The sequence below is a fragment of the Mesorhizobium sp. C089B genome (genome assembly GCF_030323125.1).
GTDB lineage: Bacteria > Pseudomonadota > Alphaproteobacteria > Rhizobiales > Rhizobiaceae > Mesorhizobium.
Map to the genome: position 1 here is coordinate 3139046 of NZ_CP100469.1, position 22727 is coordinate 3161772.

The window sequence follows — 22727 nt, forward strand, 5'->3', positions numbered from 1 at the left end:
ATCAAGCTCCTCTCGCCCTACGCATGCGCGGGTCGACAAACATGCAGATCACGTCAACCATCAGGTTGACGACAACGAAGAACACCACGAACAGCAACAGAACCGACTGCATGCCGACGAAGTCGCGGAAGCGGATTGCATCGATAAAGAAGGCGCCGACGCCGCGCAGCGCAAACACCGTTTCAACCACGATCGAACCGATGATCATCAGCGTGAACTGGGCGCCGAAGGTGGTCAGGAACGGGATGGCGATGTTGGGCAGAGCCTCGCGCATCAGCACCTGTGTCCTCGTGTAGCCCTTCGCGAAGCCCGTCGTGGCGAAGGGTCGCGACATGGCCTCCTGGAGGTTGACGCGGACGACGCGGCTCAGCACCGATGCCGGAAACAGGGCGATTGTCACCCACGGCAAGAGCCACGAGGTGAAGCCGCCGACGCCGAAGGTGGGCAGCCAGCCCAGCATCACCGAAAAGACGATGACCAGCAGCGCCGCCACGAAGAAGTTCGGCGTCGAGGCGCCGACCAGCGAGAAGGCGTGGAGGAACCGGTCCAACGCGCCACCATTGCTGACCGCACCGGCAACGCCGAGCGCCAGCGACAGGAAAAAGGCGAGAATGCCGCCGCCCGCAAGCAGCGCCGCCGTCATCGGGATTCTGGCGGCGAATTCCTGCGCGATCGGCTTGCCGGTGCGCAGCGAGACGCCGAGATCGCCGGTGATAGCGCTGAAAAGCCATCGGCCGTAGCGGACCGGCAGCGGATCATAGAGCCCGAGGTCCTCGCCGATCTTCTTGATCATTTCGGCATCCGCGCCCGGGCCTGCCGCACGCTCGGCCATGAGCGCGGCGACGTTGCCCGGCGCCGCGGCAACCAGGGTAAAGGTCAATGCCGATGCCGCCACGACAAGCAGACAGGCAAGCAACATCCTTCGCAGAATCGTGCGTCTCATCGGAACTCCCCCAGGAGATTCGAGGCGTTCAGGCCTTCAGCGTGATCGCCTTGAACGGCAGGTCGTAGTCCGTCGCGGGAAGCGCGAAGTTCTCGACGCGAGGATTGTGCGCCCACAGCCGCTGGCTGACAACGAGCGGGCAGATCGCCCGGTTGTCGTGCAGCCAGTCGTAGAGCGCCTGCATCTTGGCTTCGCGTTCGTCGCCGCTCGCTTCGAGCGCGGCCTTGACCACGCCATCAAGCTCCGGGGAAACATAGATCTTGCCGTCCGGCCCGCTGTCGGCGGTGGATACGAACGCGTTGCCGAGCGTGCCGTGCGGATCATAGGGCGCGCCATAGGTGGTGAAGAAGGCAAGATCATATTCGAACGCCGGGCGACGGTCGTGCATGGTGGCGTTGTCGACTGACGAGACCTGAACCTGGAAGCCGACCTCGGACAGCTGACCCTGGATCATCTCGGCGATGCGGCGCGAACCCGGCAGCGATTCCTCCGATACGAGGAAATCGATCGCCAGCGGCGCGCCCTCCTTGCTCCAGGCGCCTCCGCTTTCGCTCCAACCGCCATCGGCAAGGATTTTCCTGGCCGCGGCGACGTCGCGTACCGGCACGTTATGCCGCTTGCCCGAGGAAGGCACGTTGGTCGGAAAGAGATCCGCCGCCGGATCTGCGTAGCCTTCGAACAACACCTTGGCGATCGCGGCGCGGTCGACCGAGACATAGATGGCCTCGCGCACGGCCTTGTCGGCCATCATCTTGGCCTTCGGCGAATAACCGAGCAGCATGGTTGCGGTGCCGGCCTCGGCCACCACTTTCATGCCGTCCTTTTCAAGCGCGCGGGCGCGGCGCGGCGACAGCGTCGCCACCCAGTCGCCGCCGATCACGTCGAGGTCGCCGGAACGCAGCGCGTTGGCGCGGGCGAGTTCGTCGGGAACCACCTTCAGTTCCATGCGAGCAAACAGTGGCTTCTCGCCCCAGTATTTGTCGTTGCGCACCAGCACGGTGCCGGAGGAATCGTAGCTTTCGACGATCCACGGTCCGGTGCCGACCGGAGCGGTCTGCTTGCCGCCGGCGTCGACCGCCTTCGGCGACAGGAAGCGCACCGGACGCACTATGGTGAGCTCCAGCAAGGCGGCGGGCACCGGACGCTTTAGCTTGATCGTCAACTTGCTGGGTCCATCGGTGACGATGCTGTCGAATGCGTCGGACACACCGATCCATGAGAAATCCGCGACGCCCAGCCAGCGTTTGAGATTCCATTCCGCGGCGGTCGAATCGAAGGGCGTGCCGTCACTGAAGGCAACACCTTCGCGCAGGTCGAAGGCGATCGAAAGCTGGTCGCCGGCGACAGCCCACTTGGTGGCGAGCCCGGGCTCGAGCGCGCCGTCCTGGCCATAGTGTATGAGGGCGTCGAACACGACCGTGTAGGAACTCAGCGTGGAGACGTTTTGCAGCAGGTCGAGATCGCCGGTTTCGGCGGCAATGGCGACCTTCAACGTTTCATGCCCCTCCGAGTACGCGGCGCGTGGAAACGCGGCAATGAAGGCCAGGCCGGCTGTGGAGGCCAGGAAATTGCGGCGGTCGAGAGTCATCATGTTAGTTCCCCTTTTTGTTTGATTGGCAACGATCATGTGCACGCTTGCTAATTTGTATAGACATAAGACATAAAGTCGGAAAACCGTTTGAGAGTTTTACCCCAGCGACCCACTTGGTCGCGGTTGCGGCCTACAGCCAGTTCAGCGCCGCCGCCGAGAGCGCGAGATAGCGGCCGGCTTTCGCCATCGTGACGATCGCAACGAAGCTCCAGAGCGGCTCGCGCAGAACACCGGCCATCATCGTCAGCGGATCGCCGATGACGGGAACCCAGCTCAGCAACAGGCTCCATCGTCCGCAACGGCGGTAGCGCGCCGCGGCGCGATCGAGCGCAGTGGGCTTGACCGGAAACCATTTGCGGTCGCGAAAGCGGTCGATGCAGCGGCCGAGCAGCCAGTTGACAACCGAACCAAGCACGTTGCCGATCGTCGCGACCAGGATCAGCGCCGCCGGTGACTGGCTTCCGGTCAGCAGCAGGCCGGCCAGCACCGCCTCTGACTGCAGCGGCAGAATTGTCGCTGCGGCGAACGCGGTGAGGAACAGCGCGCCGAAGGCACCAACATCTCCCAGCATTGGGGCCGCTCAGCTCGCTTTCGGCCATTTTGGGTGCCTATCGTTAACGACATAACCATGCGCATGCTCGAAGCCTGCTTCGGTCCAGACGGCGTCCTCGAGGTGCGAATGCCCGTCAGACAGATCGTCATGGGCGTGGCTGAGAACGTCGGGATCGTGACGCGGCCACAACCACATCGCGGCAAAGAGTGCCGCGGCGCCAATGACGCCAAGCAGGATAAAGGTGAAGGGCAGGCCCATCGCCGCGCCGACGAGTCCGGCGATCGGATAGGTGATGAGCCAGCAGGCGTGCGAAAGCGCGAATTGCGCGGCAAACAATGCCGGCCGGTCGACGGGATCGGCCGAGCGCTTGATCAGCCGCCCAGACGGGGTCTGCGCCAGCGAATAGCCGAGCCCGAGCACGAACCAGAGCGGCAAGAGCAGCTGATAGCTGATGGCAAACGGCCCTGCGAACAAGCCGGCAACCAGCAGGCCGGCGCCTGACAACATCGCAACCCGATCCGGGATGCCGTCCAGCAGCCGCGGCAGGACCAGCGCCGCGATCATCGAGCCGCCCCGAAGGCGGCAAGGGCAAATGCCGTGTCGCTCTGGGAGAGGTCGAATTTTGCCTGCACCAGGACCACCGTGTTGACGATCACCATGGCGCTGGCCGCCGCGACGGCAAGATTAAGGGCCAGCAAACCGCGCAAACGCGGCGTCGTCAGATAGATGCGGATCCCGCCCGTCGTGCGTTCATAGATGCCGCGCGGCTCGGAGGGCTGCGGGCTGGGCAGCACCACGGAGACGACCAGCGCCGCTGACGCCAGGAACCCGACAACCGTGCCGGCGAACAGGCTATGGAAGCTTATGACCGAAAGCAGCGCCGCCGCGAGGAGGGGGCTGACGACGCTTTCCAGGTCGTAGGCCAGTCGCGAGAGCGACAAGGCCCGTGTGTAGTCCTTCTCTTCGGGCAGCACGTCAGGGATCGAAGCCTGGAAGGTCGGGGTGAAGCCGGCTGACGCCGACTGCAGGATGAAGATGAGAAGATATATCTGCCAGACTTCGGTGACGAAGGGCAGGAATACGGCAACCCCTGCCCTGATGAGGTCGAGCGAAACCAGCATGGTACGGCGTGGTAGGCGCTCGGCGAACGCGGCGGCAACGGGCGCCACGCCGACATAGGCGATCATCTTGATGGCAAGCGCCGTGCCGAGCACCGCGCCGGCATCGGCGCCGGCAAGGTCATAGGCAAGCAGCCCGAGCGCCACGGTGGCAAGGCCAGTGCCAATCAGGGCGATGACCTGGGCCAGGAAAAGATGGCGATAAGTGCGATTGGCAAGGACTTGCAGCATATGTCTGTCTTCTTGGAGGAGCGATGGGTCGTTGATCCGTGGCGATTGAATGGCGGGCCTGATCTCAGTGATGGTGGCCTTCCGGCTCGACCATTTTGAACGGCAGCACCTGCTCGCGACCCTTCGCGGCCAAGACCAGCCTCGCCTGGAACTCATGCGGCTCAGCAGGAGCCACGGTGCTCTCAAGGCGATGATGGTTGTCGGCGATGGGTTCGAGGCGAAGCGTCTCCGGCCCGCCAGGCCTATCGATGATCACCGTTGCCATCAGATCGTCGGCATGCCGGTCGATGGTCAGCCGCATCCGCTCGCCAGCCGGCGTGTCGACGATTTCCAATGTCCCGGCAGCCAGATCGCAGTCGACCTTGAAGGGCTCCGGCGCATGATGACCATGTGAGTGAGAGGGTTCCGTGCCCGTCGCGGCAGACCCGGCCGAACTCTCCAGACGAACATTCGCTTCAGCCAACGCCGGCAAGTGGGCGAACAGTTCCTCCTTGAGGGCTTCGGTGACGCCCATCACGTCCTTGGCCGTCGCCGCGTCGGCGACACTGATGGCGACGTCGGCATGCAGGCGATGGCCGATCCAGCGCGCCTGCACGCTTTGGACACGTTCGATACCGGACACATGCTCGGCGGCATGATGGATTTCATCGACGATGCCGGGCTCGACACCGTCGAGCATGCGCGTGAGGACTGCCTTCGAAGACTGCCAGACGATCGCGAAGATGGCCACCGTGATCAAGAGCCCGATGATCGGATCGGCCAGCGGAAACCCCAGCCATACGCCGATAGCACCCAGCACAACCGCCAGACTGGTAAAGCCGTCGGTGCGCGCATGGTAGCCGTCGGCGATCAGCGCCGCGCTGTTGATCTCGCGGCCGACCCGGATACGGAACACTGCAACGGCCTCGTTGCCTAAGAAACCTATAATGCCGGCTATGGCGACCCAGCCAAGAAATGCGATCGGCTGCGGATTGATCAACCGGTCGATCGCCTCGTAGCCGGCAACGATGGCGCTGAACAAGATGATGAGGACAATCAGAATGCCGGCCAGATCTTCGACGCGACCCAGCCCGTAGGTGAACGTCTTGCTCGGTTTGCGACGGGCCAGCATGAAGGCGACCCACAATGGGATGGCGGTGACCGCGTCGCCGACATTGTGGATCGTGTCGGCCAGCAGCGCCACGCTGCCGGAGAGGAACACAACCACCAACTGCAGCGCCGCCGTGATGGCCAGAACGACGAATGACCATTTAATCGCCCAGATGCCGCGCGTCGTCGTGGCGATCGTCGGGTCGATGACGCCATGCGTGTGGCCATGGCCGCCCTCGCCGTGATCATGTCCGTGGCCGCCCATGCCTTGCGTCATCGGGCCGAACCCGAACCAATCGCGAACTTTGTCCATCATGGCGCTTCTCACAGGTACTTGGTGATATCCTTGAACTCGTCGATCGAGCGGCGCTGCTCGAGCGCCAGCGGTCCGACGACGTCTTCAAGGCAGTGGTTGAGGTGGTCCTGGATCAGCGTCTTCTTGGCCTGGGCGATGGCCTTCTCCACGGCATGAAGTTGCTGGGCGATGTCGAGGCACGGTCGCCCGGCCTCGATCATCTCGACGATCCCGCGCAGATGGCCGTCGGCGCGCTTCAGCCGCTTGATGATGGCAGGATGGGTTTCGTGGACGTGGGGACGCTCATTCATGCCCTTGATGCTATCCCCCCGAGAGGATATTCCAAGCCTCAAAGTGGCCTCGATTCTGGTGCATGCCACCATTCGTTAGGATTTTAGAGAATAATCGTTAAGCATGCCGAATTGGATCCCTAGCACAGCCTTTCGTCTCATCGTCGCGTTCGCGATGACTCTCGGCGTGCTGCTCTCCCCAGTGGGTAGTTCGGCCTCGCATAGCCCGATTGCGCTCGCTGCCGCCGAGGCAGCGCGTCACGCAGAGCTGACAGCACAGATCGGAAAACACGGCCACAGCCATGACGATGGCGAAGCCGATGAGCAGAGCTTTGGTCATACCCACGGCCACAATCCGGCCGACCACACCCATGAAACGGCGAGCACGCTTCCGGGCTTCGCGCAGCCAGCACCGCCGATAGGCCGGAGCTGGCTGGTTTACCCGCCTTCGTTTGCCGACCTAGAAATCCGTTTCCGGCTTGAGCGCCCTCCCAGGCAGATCGTCATCGCATGATCGCGGCCGCACGCGCGGCCATCCTCAACGACGACGATTGGAATTCTCATGCAAGGATCCTTCTACAAGGGTCCGCCACGCACGCCTTGCGCGCGCTGGCGGTTTGCCCTTCCTGTGCTCATTGCTCTCCTGACCCTCCCATTGCTTGGGTGGACTGCCCTCGCCCATGCCGTTGCCGAAGGCGACAAGGGCTATATCCAGGAGATCACGGGCATCAATCTGCTGCCCTTCATCTATCTCGGCGCCAAGCACATGGTGACGGGATACGACCACGTCCTGTTCCTGTTCGGCGTGATCTTCTTCCTCTACCGGATGAAGCACATTGGCATCTATGTGAGCCTGTTCGCGCTCGGCCATTCCACGACCATGCTGCTTGGCGTCTATTTCAACGTTGGCATCAACAGCTACATCATCGACGCGATCATCGGCCTGTCGGTCGTCTACAAGGCGCTCGACAATATGGGTGCCTTCCAGAGGTGGCTCGGCTTCCAGCCGAACACCAAGATCGCGACGCTGATCTTCGGCTTTTTCCACGGCTTCGGCCTGTCGACGAAGATCATCGAATACAACATCTCGCCCGACGGGCTCGTGCCCAACCTACTTGCCTTCAACGTCGGCGTTGAGGTCGGTCAGCTTCTGGCGCTCGCTGCTATCCTTATCGTCATGGGCTACTGGCGCCGGACCGACAGTTTCTGGCGCCACGCATACACCGCCAACACCATCATGATGACCGCCGGGTTTGTGCTGATCGGCTATCAACTCACCGGCTGGGTCGTCTCCTGAACCTCCAAGTAAAGATCAAAAAAGGAATTCTCCCATGTACAACACAGACATCCCGACCCGCGCTGAACTGCCGACATCCATGCAGCTCCTCCGATCTACCCTCATCGCCATTGTCGCGGCAGCGGCCATCCTTGTGACCATCGTGCTGCCGGCCGAATACGCCATCGATCCCACCGGCGTTGGGCGAGCGCTCGAGCTCACCGAGATGGGCGAGATCAAGACACAACTCGCCGAAGAGGCCGAGCAAGACCGCCTTCGCGAATTGCAAAACGGCACGCCGACCGCAGTGCCAGGCCAAGATCAGCAGTCGAGTCTTCTGGAGCGCGTCTTCGCTGAACTGGTGATTGGTTCCGCCTCTGCCCAGGAACTGCGGACGGACGAAATGTCGGTCACCCTCAAGCCCGGCGAAGGAGCTGAGATCAAGCTCGTCATGGCCAAGGGCGCAAAGGCAAACTACTCTTGGACAGCCAATGGCGCGGCGGTGAACTTCGACACCCATGGTGACGGCGGCGGCGAAAACATCTCATACGAGAAGGGACGCGGTGCTGCAGAGGACGAGGGCGTACTTGAGGCAGCCTTTGACGGCAATCACGGTTGGTTCTGGCGCAACCGCACCGGTGCCGACGTCACCGTGACGCTGAAGACGAATGGCGCGTACACCGACATCAAACGCATGATGTGATCGATACGGCACGTCTTATCCGGCGCCGTTTGGCGCCGGGGGAGATCAAGCAGGTGAAATAGCCAACTCGGACCAACACAGTTTGATAATATCCAACCTGTGTTGGTCCCCTTCGGATGTCGTTGGTTAGAATCAGCTCGCAATGATGTAACAGGAGCGTCGCGCTAGCTTCCTCAAAGCGTAATCACGCCGCATTGGCCGCGAGCGCGCTCAAAACCCCTTGCGGCAAAGGGCTTCAAGATCCGTCTTTGTCATGTTCTCGATGCCGAGCCCAGGAAGAATATCATTATCTCCCTTGAGATCCCGGCCATAAGCCGCCGACAATATGGAAATTCCGGATTCATGGAGAACCGCCGGATTTCCGCTGATCTTCCCCAGGACTGCGGTTGGTAACAGGCCGAACGGAACGTCCTCGAGAATATAGCGGCTCTCGATAGTCGTCGGGCCAAAGCCGCCACGACCTTGGCGATCCATCTCCAGGTTCATTTCCGAAACGGTGCTCATGGGGACGTGGAACGACAATGAAAAATGTTCCTGGACGGTACGAACCGCGATACCGAAATTGCCAGCTATGGCCAATCGTTCGGCATCCAGAGCCTCGATGAAGCGACCAACGGCAGGAGTGACATTTCCCCCCTGGCTCCATCGCTCGGCCCTCTCCATTCGTGTGAGATTGAGAAGGGCAATTCCCAGATGGTTCTGCGGATTGAGGTTGCTGAGCGCAATTGCCAGCAGACCATCGCGCTTGACGAAACGATCGCCGAACAAGGCCGTGCAAAGCTTGTACCCTTGATCGAGCGCATCGAAAGGCAGCGTCGCAACATCAAGCTTCTGGCGAATGGAAGTGACCTGGACTTCTGTTGGTCCGAGCTGGCGGCCGGTCAAGAGCGTTGTGCCCCAAACGACGATCGGCAACCTGACCTTGCGCTCGGCTAACCGCTTGGAGAGATACAGCGCGCCGAACGAACTGTGCGAACTGACGATGACAGGAATACCATCTGCCAGGTGAGGGACCGCGGCATCCATCACCATCTTGTGGCCGTAAGCGGGAAGCGCGATCACCACCACATCCGCGTGATCGATGGCATCTTTACAATCATTGGCAATACGCACCGGCACCGTCGCCTCGATATCCCCCGTCGCCTTCAATAATTCGCCAGTCGCCAACGTTCTGGTGCGGTCTCCCGACGGTGACCAAAGTGTTGGCGTATGTCCCGATTGTGCCAAATAGGCCGCAAGGCCATAGGCAATTGCTCCAGCGCCCAGAATACTCACGCGCATAACATTCCTCCTGTCGCCGGCTTTATGGTTCGAGAATCCTTGCCGTCCCCGCCTACAAGTTTTTTCATCGGGAGGATCCGAATTGAAGTCACGTCGGTTGCCATCAGCCGTTTCGATCAGGACTCCGGCTCTGAGCCGGCAAACGCCGCAACGACTATTAGTTTCCGCTTGACATATATCAAAAATGAATGAGACGATGTCAATCATACGAATTACGCATGTAGGGAGAACATGGAAACCCGGGACCTTCAGACCTTCCTTGCGGTTGCTGCCAGCGGCAGCATCACCAAGGCGGCTGACATGCTCGGGCGTTCCCAACCTTCGGTGACACGCACCATTCAGGAGCTCGAGGCCGAACTTGGCTTCGAATTGCTGCATCGGATCGGTCGACGGGTGCAGCTGTCTGAAGAGGGTGTCGCATTCGAGGAGGAAGCGCGGCGATTGTTGATGTCTTTCACCGAACTTGCAGCGCGGGCCAAGATGATCGCCGCCGGCCGTGGGCGGATCCTGCAGATTGTCACAACCTCCGCGATCGGCACCGGCTTGATCCCGGCGGCCCTGGCCGAGCTCAAGGGTGTCGAGCTTCCGCACGAGACGCATCTCGGGCAGTTTCTTCCCTCGATCGTCGCCCAGGAAGTGCGCAGCGGACGTGCCGAGATCGGGTTTTCAAGCCTGCCGCTCGATACGCCCGGTCTGGATGTCCTACGGCTCTATTCGGCGCCTGATGTTGCTGCCGTGCGGGAGGACGATGCGCTGGCTGAACTTGATGTCATACCGCTTTCGGCTTTTGCGGGTCGTCGCGTGGCTACGTTGCTCAATCCGCTGCGGTTTCAGTTGCATGTCGCCAAGGCACTCGCTGCCCGGGGCATCGACACCGGCCCGGTGATCCGGACCAATACTGCCTACGGCGCGTTGCAGATCGTGCGCCATACTGGTGTCGCGGCCGTCATCGATCCCCTCACGGCCTATGGCGTCGCCCTGCCTGGGGTCGTCATTCGCCCGATCGATGTAACCGTTCTCTTTTATTGGGGCGTTGTGGCTGCCTCAAAACGTCCCCTTCGCCCAGTCGCGCAGGCGCTGATGGATGCGGTCGAAGCGGTGGCTGAACGGTCGATCGTCGGTTTCAAGAAGCTCGATCCAGCTTTGGCCAGCCAATTGGTGAACGATCCCGCGTCGGGCACAAATAACGGAACTGGAATATGAAGCATACTCCCACCCCGGCAGCATCGACGGGCCTTGCCGCGTTGGAAGCCCAGCTTGCGCAGGATCTCGACTTTGTCGAGCTGCCCGCCAAGCCCTGGGTCCCCACACGCATGCATGAGGGCGCCCCGGTCCGTGATGTCGTGGTCATTGGCGCTGGCATGTGCGGACTTGCTGCCACGGCAAAGCTGGTGCTGGCAGGGATCACCAATGTCGTCGCCTATGATGCGGCGCCGGCTGGGCTCGAAGGACCGTGGATAACGTTTGCCCGCATGCAAACACTCCGGTCGCCGAAGACCCTGCACGGTCCGTCGCTCGGCTTGCCGCAATTGACGTTCCGCGCCTGGTTCACGGCGCAATGGGGCGTCGACGCCTGGCGGTCGCTGGACAAAATCCCCAAGGGCCAGTGGATGGATTACCTGGTCTGGTACCGCAAGGTTCTTGCTCTGCCTGTGCGCAACGGCGTGCGCATGACCGGCGTCGCACCGGTTGGTGATCTGATTGCGATCGATATCGAAGGCGCGGAATCCGGCCGGGTTCTCACCCGTCATCTCGTTCTGGCCACCGGCCGCTCTGGTCTGGGCGGTTTTGCCGTGCCCGATTTCCTCAGGGGCATCGATCGCGCTTATTGGGCCCATTCTGCGGACGAGATCGATTTCGACGCGCTGCAAGGTAAGCGTGTGGCGGTCATCGGCGCCGGTGCCTCGTCCATGGACAATGCCGCAACCGCACTCGAGGCGGGCGCCGGATCTGTGGACATGTTGATCCGGCGCAAGGAAATGCCGCGCATCAACAAGCTGACCGGAATCGGCAGTCCGGGTATTGTACTCGGCATGCATCAATTGCCCGATGCCTGGAAGTGGAAGTTCTTCGACTACACCGCCTCAACCCAGACGCCGCCGCCGCGTTCATCGACGCTTCGCGTTTCTCGCCACCCCAATGCCCGGTTCTTTCTCGACTGCGGCATCGTCGCGGTCACGGAAGATGCGGGAGGCCTGCTTATCGAAACCACCCAGGGGCTGATGCGCTACGACTTCCTGATCGCGGCAACCGGCTTTTCAAACGACTTCAACGGCCGCCCGGAATTTGCAGCCATCGCGCCACATATCCGCACCTGGTCGGATGGCCGATATACACCGGACATGGGGCCGGCGCGTGCAGGCATGTCCGATGCACCGGACCTAGGTCCCGCCTTCGAGTTTCGTGAGCGCGTCCCCGGCTCCTGCCCGATGCTGTCGCATATCCACTGCTTCAACGACGCCGCCATGCTGACGCACGGCAAGGTCTCCGGTGATATCCCAGCCGTCAGCGCGGGTGCCGACCGTTTGGTCCGCGGCATTGCCGCATCGCTGTTTGCCGAAGATGTCGAAACCCACTTCGCCAACCTGATCGCTTACGACACGCCCGAACTTCTGGGCGACGAATGGGTCGATTCAACACCCTTGTTGGAGAAGGAGGCCGCGCTGTGATCGACGCAATGGACAAGGCCGCCGGTCTATCACCGCACGATGCGCTTTTCAGCGCGCGTCGGTTTCGGCCTGAATTCGTGCTGGGGGCCGAGGAATGTCGCCTCTCCGTCCTGCAGCCAGCAAACGACCAAGGGCTTGCGCCTAATTTGCGGGTTGCTCTGGCCCGTCGCATGGCCGCTCTGAATGCCGATCCGGTCCTGATGGCCGAATTTGATGTGCAGCTGGCTCAGCTCGATCCGACTGAGCAGCTTCTGGCCTTAGCCCAGGGGGAAACGGATTTGGAAGAGCCATTGGCGACCATCGCACGTCATGTGGACCTGATTACGCTGACACCGAAAAAGGCGGAAGCGGGCCACATCGCCCTGCTCGCCCAAGCTGGATTGAACAATCCTCAGATCGTCGCCCTTTCCGAGCTCATCGCCTTCGTCAATTTCCAGACGCGGGTGGCAACCGGCCTGCGATTGTTGAGGACGGCATGATTTCCGCGGTGCGCCTGAAGCCATTGAATTGGCATCCGTACATAGCGCCGGTCGAGCTATCCGAGGCCACGCCGGAACAGCTTGAAGCGATGAAGGTCACGCCATCAGCCAAGAAAGTTTCGGAATATGTGCGCACCCTTGCGCATGACCCTGAGAGCTACCTTGCCCGCACCATCTTGTTCAACGCCATCATGTATGTCGAAGGCGGGCTTGCCCGCCCTGACCGCGAGCTTGGTGCATTAGGTGCGTCCATCGTCAATGGCTGCAAATTCTGCGCCGTTGTTCACGCCCGCAGGCATGCAGAGCTGACCAAGAACGACGAAGTGGTCACCGCGCTCTATCTCGATAAACCTGAAGCGCTCGGCCCACGCGATGCGGCAATCTACAGTTTTGCCCGCCGCCTGTCGGCGGCCCCGTCGGAAGCGACGGCAGACGATATCGCCGCGCTTCGATCAGTCGGCATGGACGACCGCGAGATTATCGACCTGATCCACGCCATATCGATCTTCGGCTGGGCAAACCGGCTGATGCACGTTCTCGGCCATGCGGAGAGCGGGTGATGATGTCGCATGCGGTCGAAGCAGTCCGTCTCACACTTTCCGAAGGGACAACCAGCAATGCTTGAACTCAAAGATGTAAAGCTGTCTTACGGAAGCACGCAGGTTCTGAACGGCGTCAATCTCTCGGTAAAGCGGGGTGACGTGGTTTCGATCATCGGCCCCAGCGGCACCGGCAAGACCACGTTGCTGAAATGCATCAACTACCTGGCCAAGCCGTCGTCAGGAACCATCGCGTTCGATCAGATCCGGATGGATTACCAGCGTGCCGACAAGGTCGCTGTCCAGGCGATCCGGTTGCGAACGGCGATGGTCTTTCAACAATTCAACGTCTTCAAGAACATGACGGTCCTGCAGAACGTGATGGATCCACTGGTCGTCGTGCAGCGCAAGTCCGCGGACGAGGCGCGGGAGATCGCCTTGCGGGAGCTCGAGCGGGTCGGCCTCACCCCGAAGCGAGACAGCTATCCCTCCCAACTGTCGGGCGGCCAGCTCCAGCGCACCGGCATTGCGCGCGCCCTGGCAGTTCGTCCCGACGTGATACTCTTCGATGAGCCTACGTCATCGCTGGATCCAGAACTCGTCGGTGAAGTCCTGAAGGTGATCAAGGACGTCACCTCGTCAGGGATCACTTCGCTGCTTGTGACCCACGAGATGCAATTCGCAAGGAACATCTCCAACCGGATCGTCTTCATGGACCGTGGCGTGGTCGCCGCCGATGGCAGCCCGGCTGATATCTTCGACGCGCCTTCCAGCCCACGACTTGCTCAATTCCTGCAGTCAGAACTCGCTTTTCAATAATCCAACAACAAGGGAACCTAAGAAATGTCTGTAATCACATCCCGCTTTTCCCGTCGTCATGCCCTGGCTGTCGTCGGCGGCATCGCAATAGCCCTTGCAACCGCAGGAGTCAGTTATGGTCAGACCGTTCGGACAATCAAGATCGCGACGTCTGCCGAATCCAAGCCGCTGGCATGGGGCGCGATCGGCGTCGAGCCGCAAGGCTATGAGCCCGATCTCCTGAGGGCGATCAACGCAAAGCTGCCGCAATACAAGTTCGAGATGGAAGGTGTCTCTGACATCGCGCAGGAAACTGGCCTCGCCACGGGCAAGTACGACATCGCGGTGGGTGGCTACTACAAGTCGCCCGAGCGCTCCAAGCAGTTCTTCATTCCGGAAAATCCCATGGGCGCCAGCCTGATGAAGATCTACAGCAAGAAGACAGCGGCATCAAGGAAATGAAAGACCTGGTCGGCAAGAGGATCGTTCCGACCACGGCCGGCGGTGGAACCTACAAGTTCATCATGAACTGGCAGAAAGAAAACCCGCAATACAAGCTCGATGTCACGGCATCGAGTGCAGGCATTCCCTACCCGAACCGGCTGGACGAAGTTCAGAACGGCAAGTTCGACGCTCTCGTCTTGCCGTCCAATCTCGGTGAGCAGACCGTCATCGAGCAAAAGAAACTCGATATCGTGGCGTCCGAACCAGTGTTCAGCAACAACACCTACATGCTGATCCACAGATCAGACGAGAACAAGGTTCTGGCTGACGATGTGAACAAGGTTCTCAAGGAATTGAAAGACGACGGCACGATCGAGAAGCTCTCGCAGAAGTGGTTCGGCGAGGGCATCGTCCAGTACATGAAATAGCACGGCCGTTGAGGGCCATATTCGCTAGTCAGCGGCAAGGCTGAATTGCAAGAAGGAGCGTTTCAAAGTGGATGTATCTGCTATGATTCCCGAGTTGCTAACGGCACTGCCGCTGACGCTCGCCATCACGTTTACGGCCCTCATTTCCGGGTTCTGTCTGGCTCTCATCGCGACAACACTCCGTGTTCGCAGGGTGCCACTGATCAGTCACCTGGTGGACCTCTACGTGTCCTATGCCCGGAGCGTTCCTGTCGTCCTGCAGCTGTTCGTCGCGTTTTATGGGCTTCCGCTGTTGGTGATCCTGTTCGGCGCCAAAGATTTTATTTCGCCGACGATGGCTGCCATGGTGGGGTTGAGCCTCTACCATGGAGGATATCTGTCGGAAGTCATGCGGCCTGCATATCTTGCCGTCGATCGCGGCCAGCACGATGCGGCCGATAGCCTTGGATATACGTTCCGGCAGAAAATTACTCGCGTCGTCGGCCCGCAAGGGGTGCACTTCGCACTACCGGGCTACGGGAACTCCGTCATCTACCTGATCCATAACGTTGCGCTGGTCATGTACATCGGCGCCGCCGACGTCATGGCGACTGCGCATTTGATCATGGAGCGCGACTACAACCAGTTCCAGTTCGAAACCTACCTCGTCCTGGCGGTCATCTATTCGCTGATGTGCCTGGTCGCATGGCTCATCGTGCGCTTCTTCGAGCTTCGATCACCGATGCAAGCGCCAGAGGCAACGACAACAACTCAGATCAAGAACGAGCTCCTCGCGAGCGTCTGACGTAAGGGTATTCAACCATGTTTGATACCGATATTTTGCTCCAGGACACGCAGGAAATTCTGAGTGCCGTACCCGTGACCGTTGGAATGGCACTCTTGATTTTCGTCCTGTCGACGATAGTCGGCAGCATATTCGCGCTGATCGAATACAGACGGGTGCCGGTTCTGCGAGAGCTCATCATGACTTACAAGATCGTCTTCAAGGGCGTTCCAATGGTCATCGTGATTTTCCTCGCCTATTTCGGTCTGCCGCCCGCATTCCAGTTCCTGTTCTCGTTGCTCGGGATCAACTTCAACGCTCACGAAACCCCCAATTGGGTCATTCTTGTCGTTGCGATTACCGGCTGTGTCGCCGCGTTCCAATCCGAGATTATCAAGGGAGCCCTGAATGCATTCGACACCGGTCAGTCGGACGCGGCCCATTCGCTCGGCTATACGGGCGGCCAACTGTTTCGACGTATCCTGTTTCCCCAGGTGGCCCTCACGGCAATTCCCGACCTGACGACTTCGATGATGGTCATCATGAAGGCGCTTTCTCTCGGATTCGCCATCGAGGTCGTCGATATCTTCGCCCAGTCCCAGCTGACCGCCGCCCTGAACTACTACTACCTCGAAGCCTTCGTGATTGCCGTCGTGATCTACATGGTGATTGCCTATATCGTCACACAGATTGCCGACAGGCTGGAGCAGGCGTTGAGGGTGCGGACGTGAGGCGAATGTGGGATAGAATCGTCAAGCTTCGGATATCGAGCCGCACCTGGGAGGCAATTCTTTCGGGGATGAAAAGCTTGAGGAGAAACCCAAGTAGCCGATGCATGTACCGCTGAATGCCGACTGAAGCACCGATCGCGCCGACGCAACGTTGCGACTGTGCCGACCAGAGGAATCCGGTCTCCGGCTACTGGCATGGAGATCCCCAAGCCGTATTCGGCGCCGCGAGTACGCATCAATATTGGAGAACCTGGGCCTCTCCGTCTCCCACGCCGGTTTATCCGACTTGTCTCACGTCGTATTCCTGCAGGATACCCGCTTTGATCCGACCAGCGAAATGACAACTTGCGAGATTCGATTCCGACAAGCTGTTGACCGGAGGCGATGTCTCACAAACACTTTGCACGGCAGGGCAGCGCGTACGAAAACGGCATCCGGTCGGCGGATTCACAGGGCTTGGCACATCTCCCTTTAGAATGATCCGCTGACGTTCGCGCTCCTCAACTGGATTTGTCGACGGGACCGCGCTGAGCAGCGCCTGTGTATACGGATGTGCGGGCTGGCTATAGAGCGCGCCGCTCTCACCTTCTTCCATGACGCGGCCGAGATACATCACGTAGACGCGCTGTGCGGCCTGGCGAACGATGGCCAGATCGTGCGCAATGAGAAGACATGACATTCCGAAATCATCGCGCAGCTTCAGAAACAGGTTCATGATCTGCGCTCTGACCACGCATGCGCATCGGCTTCACCCCTCGGGAGATTTGCGCTCGCTTGTCGGCCTTGCCTTCGATCTCGATCTTGCTCCGCGCTTGAAGATCGAAGCGCACCGTTACGGTGCGCATGCGTGCATGCAGCACATCGTCCAGCGTGCCGCGCATTTCATGCAGATAGGTCAGAGACGACTTCCCAACCTTTTCGACAACCGAGCGAATGGTGACCAAGGTTCCAACCGCGGTTTCGTGCGCATAGTCGATCTCCATCCTGACGTCCGCCCAGCCGAGAGTCGGCGTTAGATTGGGAGCGGCAATCCTGCCCAGCAGTTGAAAGCTGGCATCATCGAACATGGCGACGTAGTGACGAACGTTGAGATGGCCCATCGCGTCGCACATCCAAGGGTGCACGACGCCGACATAGGTTTCAATGCCGGGCGCGGTCAAAACCCGACCTCGTTGCCACCCTTGAGATCCAGCAGCTGCCGCGCCTCTTCGGGCGTCGCTATTTCAAGCGAGAGTTCGCCAAGGATTCGCTTGATCTTGGCGACCTGCTCGGCATTGCTCTTGGCAAGCGCGCCCTTGCCGACATAGAGACTGTCTTCCAGCCCAACCCGCACATTGCCGCCCATGATCGCTCCCATCGTGCAAAGGTTCATCTGATGCTTGCCGGCTGCAAGGATCGACCAGAGATAGTCGTCTCCGAACAGTCGCTCCGCCGTCCTGCGCATATGCATCATGTCTTCGGGGTCAGAGCCGATTCCACCTAGAAGTCCGAAGATCGTCTGGACGAAAAGCGGTGGCTTCAGCAGCTTGCGGTCGAGAAAGTGCGCCAGCGTGTAGAGGTGACTGACATCATAGCACTCGAACTCGAACTTCGTCCCATAGGCCTGGCCGACCTCGACGATGATGCGCTCGATCTGCTGGAACGTGTTGGAGACGATGCCGTTCTTGGTGTCCTCGAGATAAGGCTTTTCCCAGTCGAACTTCCATTCGGTGTATTTTGGCGCGATGTGGTGCAAGGCAAAATTCATCGACCCCATGTTGAGCGAGCAGAGTTCGGGCTTGGCGGCATGAGCGGCTTCGAGACGTTCGTCGAGCGTCATCTTGAGGCCGCCGCCGGTAGAAATGTTCATCACCGCGTTGGTTTGCTGCTTGATGCGCGGCAGGAAGTCCATGAAGAGCTTGGGATCGGGGGTCGGTTTGCCCGTCTCGGGGTCGCGGGCATGCAGATGGATCACCGAGGCGCCAGCTTCGGCTGCGCCGACGGCGGCATCGACGATCTCTGACGGCGTTATGGGCAGATGCGGGCTCATCGTCGGCGTGTGGATCGAGCCGGTGACCGCACAGGTGATGACGACTTTCGGCGATTTCTTCATGGTTAGAGTCTCCCTTGTCTGCCTTTTGTTGTTATCTATCGAGCGCGAGGCAATCCTCACGACCACAGCCCAGCCGGATCGCCGTACCTGGATCGAGCTTCGGCTGAGACGATGAAGTGGCTAGCTTGACGATGAATTTCTGGCCGCTCGCGGTCGCGGCGACGAGCCGGACATGATCGCCGACGTAGATTGATTGAACGACCGTCGCCGGAATCTCGTTGAGCGCCGTGACGCCGTCCTGCAGAACGGACAGGCGCTCGGGCCTTATCGACAGCGTCACCCTGACACCCGCAGAAAGCGCAGCACCGCAGGACATGGCGTTCAACACAACGTCGCCGTCGTCGAGGCGGACGGATACGCCGCCATCCTCGCTCCCGGCCAGCACGGCACCCAACATGCGGTTGCTCTCGCCGATGAAACTTGCGACAAAGCTCGCCGCGGGACGCTCGTACAGTTCGCGCGGCGTCGACAGTTGCTCGATGCGGCCGGCGCTGAACACTGCGATCCGGTCCGACATGGTCAGCGCTTCAGTCTGGTCGTGCGTGACGTAGACGAAGGTCACGCCCAGCCGGGCGTGAATATCCTTGATCTCGAACTGCATCTGCTCGCGCAGCTGCTTGTCGAGGGCGCCAAGCGGTTCGTCCATCAAGACAAGATTTGGTTCGAAAATCAGGGCCCGGGCAACCGCCACGCGTTGTTGCTGCCCGCCCGAAAGCTGCGCTGGCCGCCGATTGCCGAATTCGGGCAACTGGACCATGTCGAGAACGTTCCCGACACGTCGCCTGACCTCCTCGCGGCCAAGTTTGCGGACCTCGAGCGGGAAAGCCAGATTTTCGGCGACCGTCATGTGCGGGAAAAGCGCGTAGTTCTGGAACACCATGCCGATGCCGCGACGATTGGCGGGAACGTTGTCGATGCGCTGACCGTCAATGAGAATTTCGCCCTCGGTCGTATCTTCGAATCCTGCCAGCATCATCAACGCCGTCGTCTTGCCGGACCCGGAAGGGCCTAGCAGCGTCAGGAATTCGCCGCGCATGATTTCCAGGTCGAGCTGGCGCACCGCTTGGACCGCATGCCCGTAGCGCTTGCTGACGCCGCGAAACTCGACGTGAACCGGCCCACGCGGAGATCCGCCCATCACCGAGCCTGCGCCTTCGGATCACGGCGCACCGAAGTCGAGCGCTTTCGAGCAGGCTGCGCCTCAGCCGCCGCCGCGGCGCGAAGAATGATGTCGGCGGCCTCGCGCAGATCGGCCACCAAGGCCTTGCGCGCAGCCGCGCCATCGGCGCGACGCAGCGCCGCGAGCATTTCGTCGTGATGGTCCAGGCCCAGGCCGTAGGTCACGTCCGAGCGGACGATGTTCAAAAACGGTCCTGCCTGCAGCCACAATTTCTCGATGATCTGCTGGATGAGAGGTGACCGCGCGGCATGGTACATCGTGAAATGGAACCGCCTGTTCAGGCCGAGATAGTTAGCCATGACGTTGCTCTCGACGCACTCGCGCATCAGGCTGTTCAGCTTCGCCAATTCATCGAGTTCTTCGGGCGTGATGGTCGTCGCAGCCCATTCGGCCGCGGTCCCTTCGACGCTGCAGCGCACACGCACGAGATCCGAAATACGCGCCACCGTGGCCTCGGGGACGATGACGCCCCGGTTTGGGTGGTCGAACATCGCCTCGTCGCTGACGAGTTGCCGCAAGGCCTCGCGCACCGGCATGGCGCTGGTCCGGTACTGTTCGGCAAGCTGTCGCACGACCAGTCTTTGGCCGGGCAGGAAGTCACCGTTCATCAGTGCTTCCTTCAAGCCCGTATGGACACGAACATGAGCTGTCTTTTGCGCGGCCGAGCCGGCGGTGGCATCCTTGCGATCGAGCATCAGTTTGTCCGGCGGGGCAGTATTTTGAGGTTGCTCGACAGGAAATCGTCGAATGCGGCGGCGAAGCCGTCGAGTTCGGCGTCGCCAAATGGCAGTGACAACGCCAGCATGCCGCGCGGCGTCACGTAGTACCCTCGCAACAGCATCTCGATATGCCACAGCGCAATCACCGATGGATCGGCATCGTCGAGCCGCGCCGGCTTGTCCACCGGCCCCCTGACGAAATGCAGGTTCATCAACGACCCGCGCCCTATGACGATGCCCTCGACGCCATGTCGTTCAAGGGAGACGTTCATCGCTTCACGCAAGCGATCGCCGCGCGCATTGATGGCGCGGCTCGCCTCTTGCGTCAGCACCTGCGTCAGACCGGTGAAACCAGCAGCCATGCTGAGAATATTGTTGTTGAACGTCCCGCCATGCGAGAACGCACCAGGCAAAGCCGGATCGAAGCGGTCGACGAGGTCGGCGCGTCCACCGAATGCGCCAAAACTCGCACCGCCGCCGATGTACTTTCCGAGCGTCACGAAATCGGGAAAAATTTCATGCGCACCATGGAGCGCTCGATAGTCGAGGCGCGAGGTCATGACCTCGTCGAAGATCAGCAGCGCGCCGGTCTCCTTCGTCGCTGTGCGCAGCGCCTGCAGGAACTCGCGTGTCGCCGGGATGCAGCCGCCGCCGCCCATCATCGGTTCGACGATGACGGCGGCAAGCTCGTCGCCCTGTTCCTTGATGAGCGCCACGGCGCCTGCACTATCGTTGTAGTCGGCGAAAACAAAGGGGAAAGGCAAATTGAGCGGTGAGCCGCCATGCGCAAAAGTCAGTACGCCGCCGTGATAGCCTTCCCGGAAGGCGAGTATCTTCGAACGCTTCGTGATGGCGCGAGCGGCGGAAATCGCCATGATGTTCGCCTCGGTGCCCGAGTTGCAGAAGCGCACGCGCTCGATGGCTGGAAAACGCTCGACCACCGCCGCTGCCAGGCGCGCCTCGTAGCGGTTGGGTGCACCCAGCATGATGCCGCCCTGTATGACGTCCACAAGGGCCGCCGAAATCGCCTTGTCGGAGTGGCCGTAGAAGCCGGCGCTGTATTCCGAGACCAGGTCGACATAGGTATGGCCGTCCAGATCGGTCACCCTGCAGCCCTCGCCGGAGACGAACGAAACAGGGAATGGCGGGTACCAAAGTACAGCCCTCGTATTGCCGCCCGGCAACGATGCCGCGGCCTCGTTCTGACGCGCCAGGCTGTTTGGGTTGGCGTCAGCGAAACACTGTCGCGCCTCGTCCAGAACAGCAGCGAGACTGACATTGGCGCGCACGTCTCTAGTGCCTTGCAGCATTCGATCAAATCCCCTTGTCTTTTTAACTTTTTTGCACCCTATCGCAAATTCCTGTTGCTAATCAATCCATTTTGCGTTTGAAATTTGATCAAATCCGCAACGATAAGAAAGGGGAACTGCGATGAGGACTTATCTGCAAGCCGTATCTGCCGCCGCTATCTGCCTCGCGACCTCGACTTTTGCCGCGTCCGCGGCCGATCCCGTCACGGTGGTCGGCTGGGGTGGTACATGGGACAAGGCCTACAAGGATGGAGTCTGGGACAAGTATACCGAAAAGACGGGCGTCCCGATCATCATGGAAGAGTGGGGCGGCGAGGTCGCCAAGGTGCGTGCCCAAGTGCAGGCGGGCAACATTACCTACGACGTCGTCTCGGTGGAAGCGCCCGCCATGGAGGTCGGCTGCGCCGAAGGCCTGTTCGTCCCGCTGACGCCCGAGATCACCGGCGACGCGGCGAATTATCTCCCAGGCACCCTGCATGAATGCGGTGTCGCGTCCGACACATGGGCAACGGTTCTTGCCTACAACACCGATGTCTATAAGGGCGACGCCGCGCCAAAGAGTTGGGCGGACTTCTGGAACGTCGAGAAATTTCCAGGAAAGCGCGGCCTCTACCAGCAAGCGCAGTTCACGCTGGAAAACGCGCTCATGGCCGACGGCGTGAAACGCGAGGACATGTACAAGGTGTTGGCCACGCCGGAAGGTGTCGACCGGGCTTTCGCCATGCTCGACAAGATCAAGCCGAACGTCGTCTGGTGGTCCACCACGACGCAGGGCATCCAGAACCTCGACAGCGGCGAAGTGACGCTCAGCGACGCGTTCAATGCACGCATCACCAACGAAGCCATCAACGAGAAGAAGCCCTACGCCATCGCGTGGGACGCCGGCTTCTTCTACGGCACCGACTACTGGGCCGTGGTGAAGGGCGCACCGCACCAGCAAGGCGGGCTGGATCTCCTCAAGTGGTTCTCCATCCCTGAAAACCAGGCCGGCTTCTCCAAGCTCTATGCCTATGGCACCGGCCGCAAGGAAGCCGCCGACCTCATTCCCGCGGACTGGAAGGCCAACCTGCCGACGTCGCCGGAGCACCTCCAGTACGGCGCCGCCTATGACAACGACTTCTGGACCGAGCACAAGGAAGCGTTGGAAGAACGCTTCAAGGCCTGGCTCGCGAAGTAACTTGGGCATGTTGGTCGGGACAAAACCG

At 60.6% G+C, this 22727-nt stretch carries 23 protein-coding genes and 2 pseudogenes; 12 read left to right on the forward strand and 13 right to left on the reverse strand.

Features of this window, described 5'->3' with window-relative positions:
- Position 1: 1 nt before the first annotated feature.
- The 6 genes and pseudogenes from NLY44_RS15610 to NLY44_RS15635 all read right to left on the reverse strand — a co-directional run bounded on the left by NLY44_RS15610 (position 2) and on the right by NLY44_RS15635 (position 6131).
- Entirely contained in the window at positions 2-943 is a 942-nt protein-coding gene (locus NLY44_RS15610) for an ABC transporter permease (protein WP_023669881.1), read from the reverse strand.
- A 28-nt stretch (positions 944-971) separates the two neighbouring features.
- The gene (locus NLY44_RS15615; protein ID WP_023804777.1) at positions 972-2534 is read right to left on the reverse strand and encodes an ABC transporter substrate-binding protein; all 1563 of its coding nucleotides are present in this window, start codon (positions 2532-2534) and stop codon (positions 972-974) included.
- A 130-nt stretch (positions 2535-2664) separates the two neighbouring features.
- Positions 2665-3105 (reverse strand): YqaA family protein, encoded by a 441-nt coding sequence (locus tag NLY44_RS15620; protein ID WP_031197584.1) that lies wholly within the window; start codon positions 3103-3105, stop codon positions 2665-2667.
- A gap of 9 nt (positions 3106-3114) precedes the next feature.
- Positions 3115-4436 (reverse strand): annotated as a pseudogene (locus tag NLY44_RS15625) (MFS transporter).
- Between the two features lie 64 nt (positions 4437-4500).
- Positions 4501-5841 (reverse strand): cation diffusion facilitator family transporter, encoded by a 1341-nt coding sequence (locus NLY44_RS15630; protein WP_023713973.1) that lies wholly within the window; start codon positions 5839-5841, stop codon positions 4501-4503.
- Between the two features lie 8 nt (positions 5842-5849).
- Positions 5850-6131, reverse strand: coding sequence for a metal-sensing transcriptional repressor (locus NLY44_RS15635; protein ID WP_023669876.1), 282 nt, complete (start codon positions 6129-6131; stop codon positions 5850-5852).
- A 103-nt stretch (positions 6132-6234) separates the two neighbouring features.
- On the opposite strand from NLY44_RS15635, the gene NLY44_RS15640 reads away from it, so the two are divergent.
- Genes NLY44_RS15640 through NLY44_RS15650 form a run of 3 tightly spaced genes read left to right on the forward strand, consistent with a single transcriptional unit; the run spans position 6235 to position 8089 of the window.
- Entirely contained in the window at positions 6235-6624 is a 390-nt protein-coding gene (locus NLY44_RS15640; protein ID WP_023696825.1) for a hypothetical protein, read from the forward strand.
- A 48-nt stretch (positions 6625-6672) separates the two neighbouring features.
- Positions 6673-7407, forward strand: a complete 735-nt coding sequence (locus NLY44_RS15645) for a HupE/UreJ family protein (protein ID WP_023713974.1) — start codon at positions 6673-6675, stop codon at positions 7405-7407.
- Between the two features lie 34 nt (positions 7408-7441).
- Positions 7442-8089 carry a hypothetical protein gene (locus NLY44_RS15650; RefSeq protein WP_023669873.1) on the forward strand — a complete coding sequence of 216 codons (648 nt, stop codon included), beginning with the start codon at positions 7442-7444 and terminating at the stop codon, positions 8087-8089.
- Between the two features lie 210 nt (positions 8090-8299).
- Here the strand turns inward: NLY44_RS15650 and NLY44_RS15655 are convergent, their stop codons facing one another.
- A complete protein-coding gene (locus tag NLY44_RS15655) occupies positions 8300-9370 on the reverse strand; it encodes an NAD/NADP octopine/nopaline dehydrogenase family protein (RefSeq protein ID WP_031197587.1) in 1071 nt (356 codons plus the stop codon).
- A 231-nt stretch (positions 9371-9601) separates the two neighbouring features.
- On the opposite strand from NLY44_RS15655, the gene NLY44_RS15660 reads away from it, so the two are divergent.
- The 8 genes and pseudogenes from NLY44_RS15660 (at position 9602) to NLY44_RS15695 (ending at position 16221) form a co-directional block, all read left to right on the forward strand.
- Positions 9602-10573 carry a LysR family transcriptional regulator gene (locus NLY44_RS15660; protein ID WP_023669872.1) on the forward strand — a complete coding sequence of 324 codons (972 nt, stop codon included), beginning with the start codon at positions 9602-9604 and terminating at the stop codon, positions 10571-10573.
- Positions 10570-12039, forward strand: a complete 1470-nt coding sequence (locus NLY44_RS15665) for an NAD(P)-binding domain-containing protein (protein ID WP_023804775.1) — start codon at positions 10570-10572, stop codon at positions 12037-12039. Before NLY44_RS15660 ends, NLY44_RS15665 begins: the two co-directional genes overlap by 4 nt.
- Positions 12036-12518 carry a CMD domain-containing protein gene (locus NLY44_RS15670; protein ID WP_023669870.1) on the forward strand — a complete coding sequence of 161 codons (483 nt, stop codon included), beginning with the start codon at positions 12036-12038 and terminating at the stop codon, positions 12516-12518. Before NLY44_RS15665 ends, NLY44_RS15670 begins: the two co-directional genes overlap by 4 nt.
- Positions 12515-13078, forward strand: a complete 564-nt coding sequence (locus tag NLY44_RS15675) for a peroxidase-related enzyme (protein WP_023669869.1) — start codon at positions 12515-12517, stop codon at positions 13076-13078. The genes NLY44_RS15670 and NLY44_RS15675 overlap by 4 nt, the downstream gene beginning before the upstream one ends.
- A gap of 57 nt (positions 13079-13135) precedes the next feature.
- Positions 13136-13876, forward strand: coding sequence for an amino acid ABC transporter ATP-binding protein (locus tag NLY44_RS15680; protein WP_023669868.1), 741 nt, complete (start codon positions 13136-13138; stop codon positions 13874-13876).
- 24 nt (positions 13877-13900) lie between these two features.
- Positions 13901-14727, forward strand: a pseudogene (locus NLY44_RS15685) (transporter substrate-binding domain-containing protein).
- Between the two features lie 67 nt (positions 14728-14794).
- Positions 14795-15511, forward strand: coding sequence for an amino acid ABC transporter permease (locus NLY44_RS15690; protein ID WP_023669866.1), 717 nt, complete (start codon positions 14795-14797; stop codon positions 15509-15511).
- A 17-nt stretch (positions 15512-15528) separates the two neighbouring features.
- Positions 15529-16221: an amino acid ABC transporter permease gene (locus NLY44_RS15695; RefSeq protein ID WP_023669865.1), complete on the forward strand. Its 693-nt coding sequence runs from the start codon at positions 15529-15531 to the stop codon at positions 16219-16221.
- A 277-nt stretch (positions 16222-16498) separates the two neighbouring features.
- Here NLY44_RS15695 and NLY44_RS15700 read toward each other — a convergent pair whose 3' ends face one another.
- From NLY44_RS15700 to NLY44_RS15725, 6 genes are all read right to left on the reverse strand, one after another.
- Positions 16499-16936, reverse strand: a complete 438-nt coding sequence (locus NLY44_RS15700; RefSeq protein ID WP_050592897.1) for an oligopeptide/dipeptide ABC transporter ATP-binding protein — start codon at positions 16934-16936, stop codon at positions 16499-16501.
- The gene (locus tag NLY44_RS15705; RefSeq protein WP_286457608.1) at positions 16908-17381 is read right to left on the reverse strand and encodes an acyl-CoA thioesterase; all 474 of its coding nucleotides are present in this window, start codon (positions 17379-17381) and stop codon (positions 16908-16910) included. The genes NLY44_RS15700 and NLY44_RS15705 overlap by 29 nt, the downstream gene beginning before the upstream one ends.
- On the reverse strand, positions 17378-18313 hold the full coding sequence (gene kce, locus NLY44_RS15710) for a 3,5-dioxohexanoate:acetyl-CoA acetone transferase (protein WP_023713977.1): 936 nt from the start codon (positions 18311-18313) through the stop codon (positions 17378-17380). The genes NLY44_RS15705 and kce overlap by 4 nt, the downstream gene beginning before the upstream one ends.
- 31 nt (positions 18314-18344) lie before the next feature.
- The gene (locus tag NLY44_RS15715) at positions 18345-19373 is read right to left on the reverse strand and encodes an ABC transporter ATP-binding protein (protein WP_023713978.1); all 1029 of its coding nucleotides are present in this window, start codon (positions 19371-19373) and stop codon (positions 18345-18347) included.
- Between the two features lie 77 nt (positions 19374-19450).
- Positions 19451-20188, reverse strand: a complete 738-nt coding sequence (locus tag NLY44_RS15720; RefSeq protein WP_023713979.1) for a GntR family transcriptional regulator — start codon at positions 20186-20188, stop codon at positions 19451-19453.
- Positions 20188-21522 carry an aspartate aminotransferase family protein gene (locus NLY44_RS15725; protein ID WP_023713980.1) on the reverse strand — a complete coding sequence of 445 codons (1335 nt, stop codon included), beginning with the start codon at positions 21520-21522 and terminating at the stop codon, positions 20188-20190. The genes NLY44_RS15720 and NLY44_RS15725 overlap by 1 nt, the downstream gene beginning before the upstream one ends.
- A 121-nt stretch (positions 21523-21643) precedes the next feature.
- Here NLY44_RS15725 and NLY44_RS15730 point away from each other — a divergent pair, with 121 nt between their 5' ends.
- Positions 21644-22699 carry an ABC transporter substrate-binding protein gene (locus tag NLY44_RS15730; RefSeq protein ID WP_023696855.1) on the forward strand — a complete coding sequence of 352 codons (1056 nt, stop codon included), beginning with the start codon at positions 21644-21646 and terminating at the stop codon, positions 22697-22699.
- Positions 22700-22727: the final 28 nt, after the last annotated feature.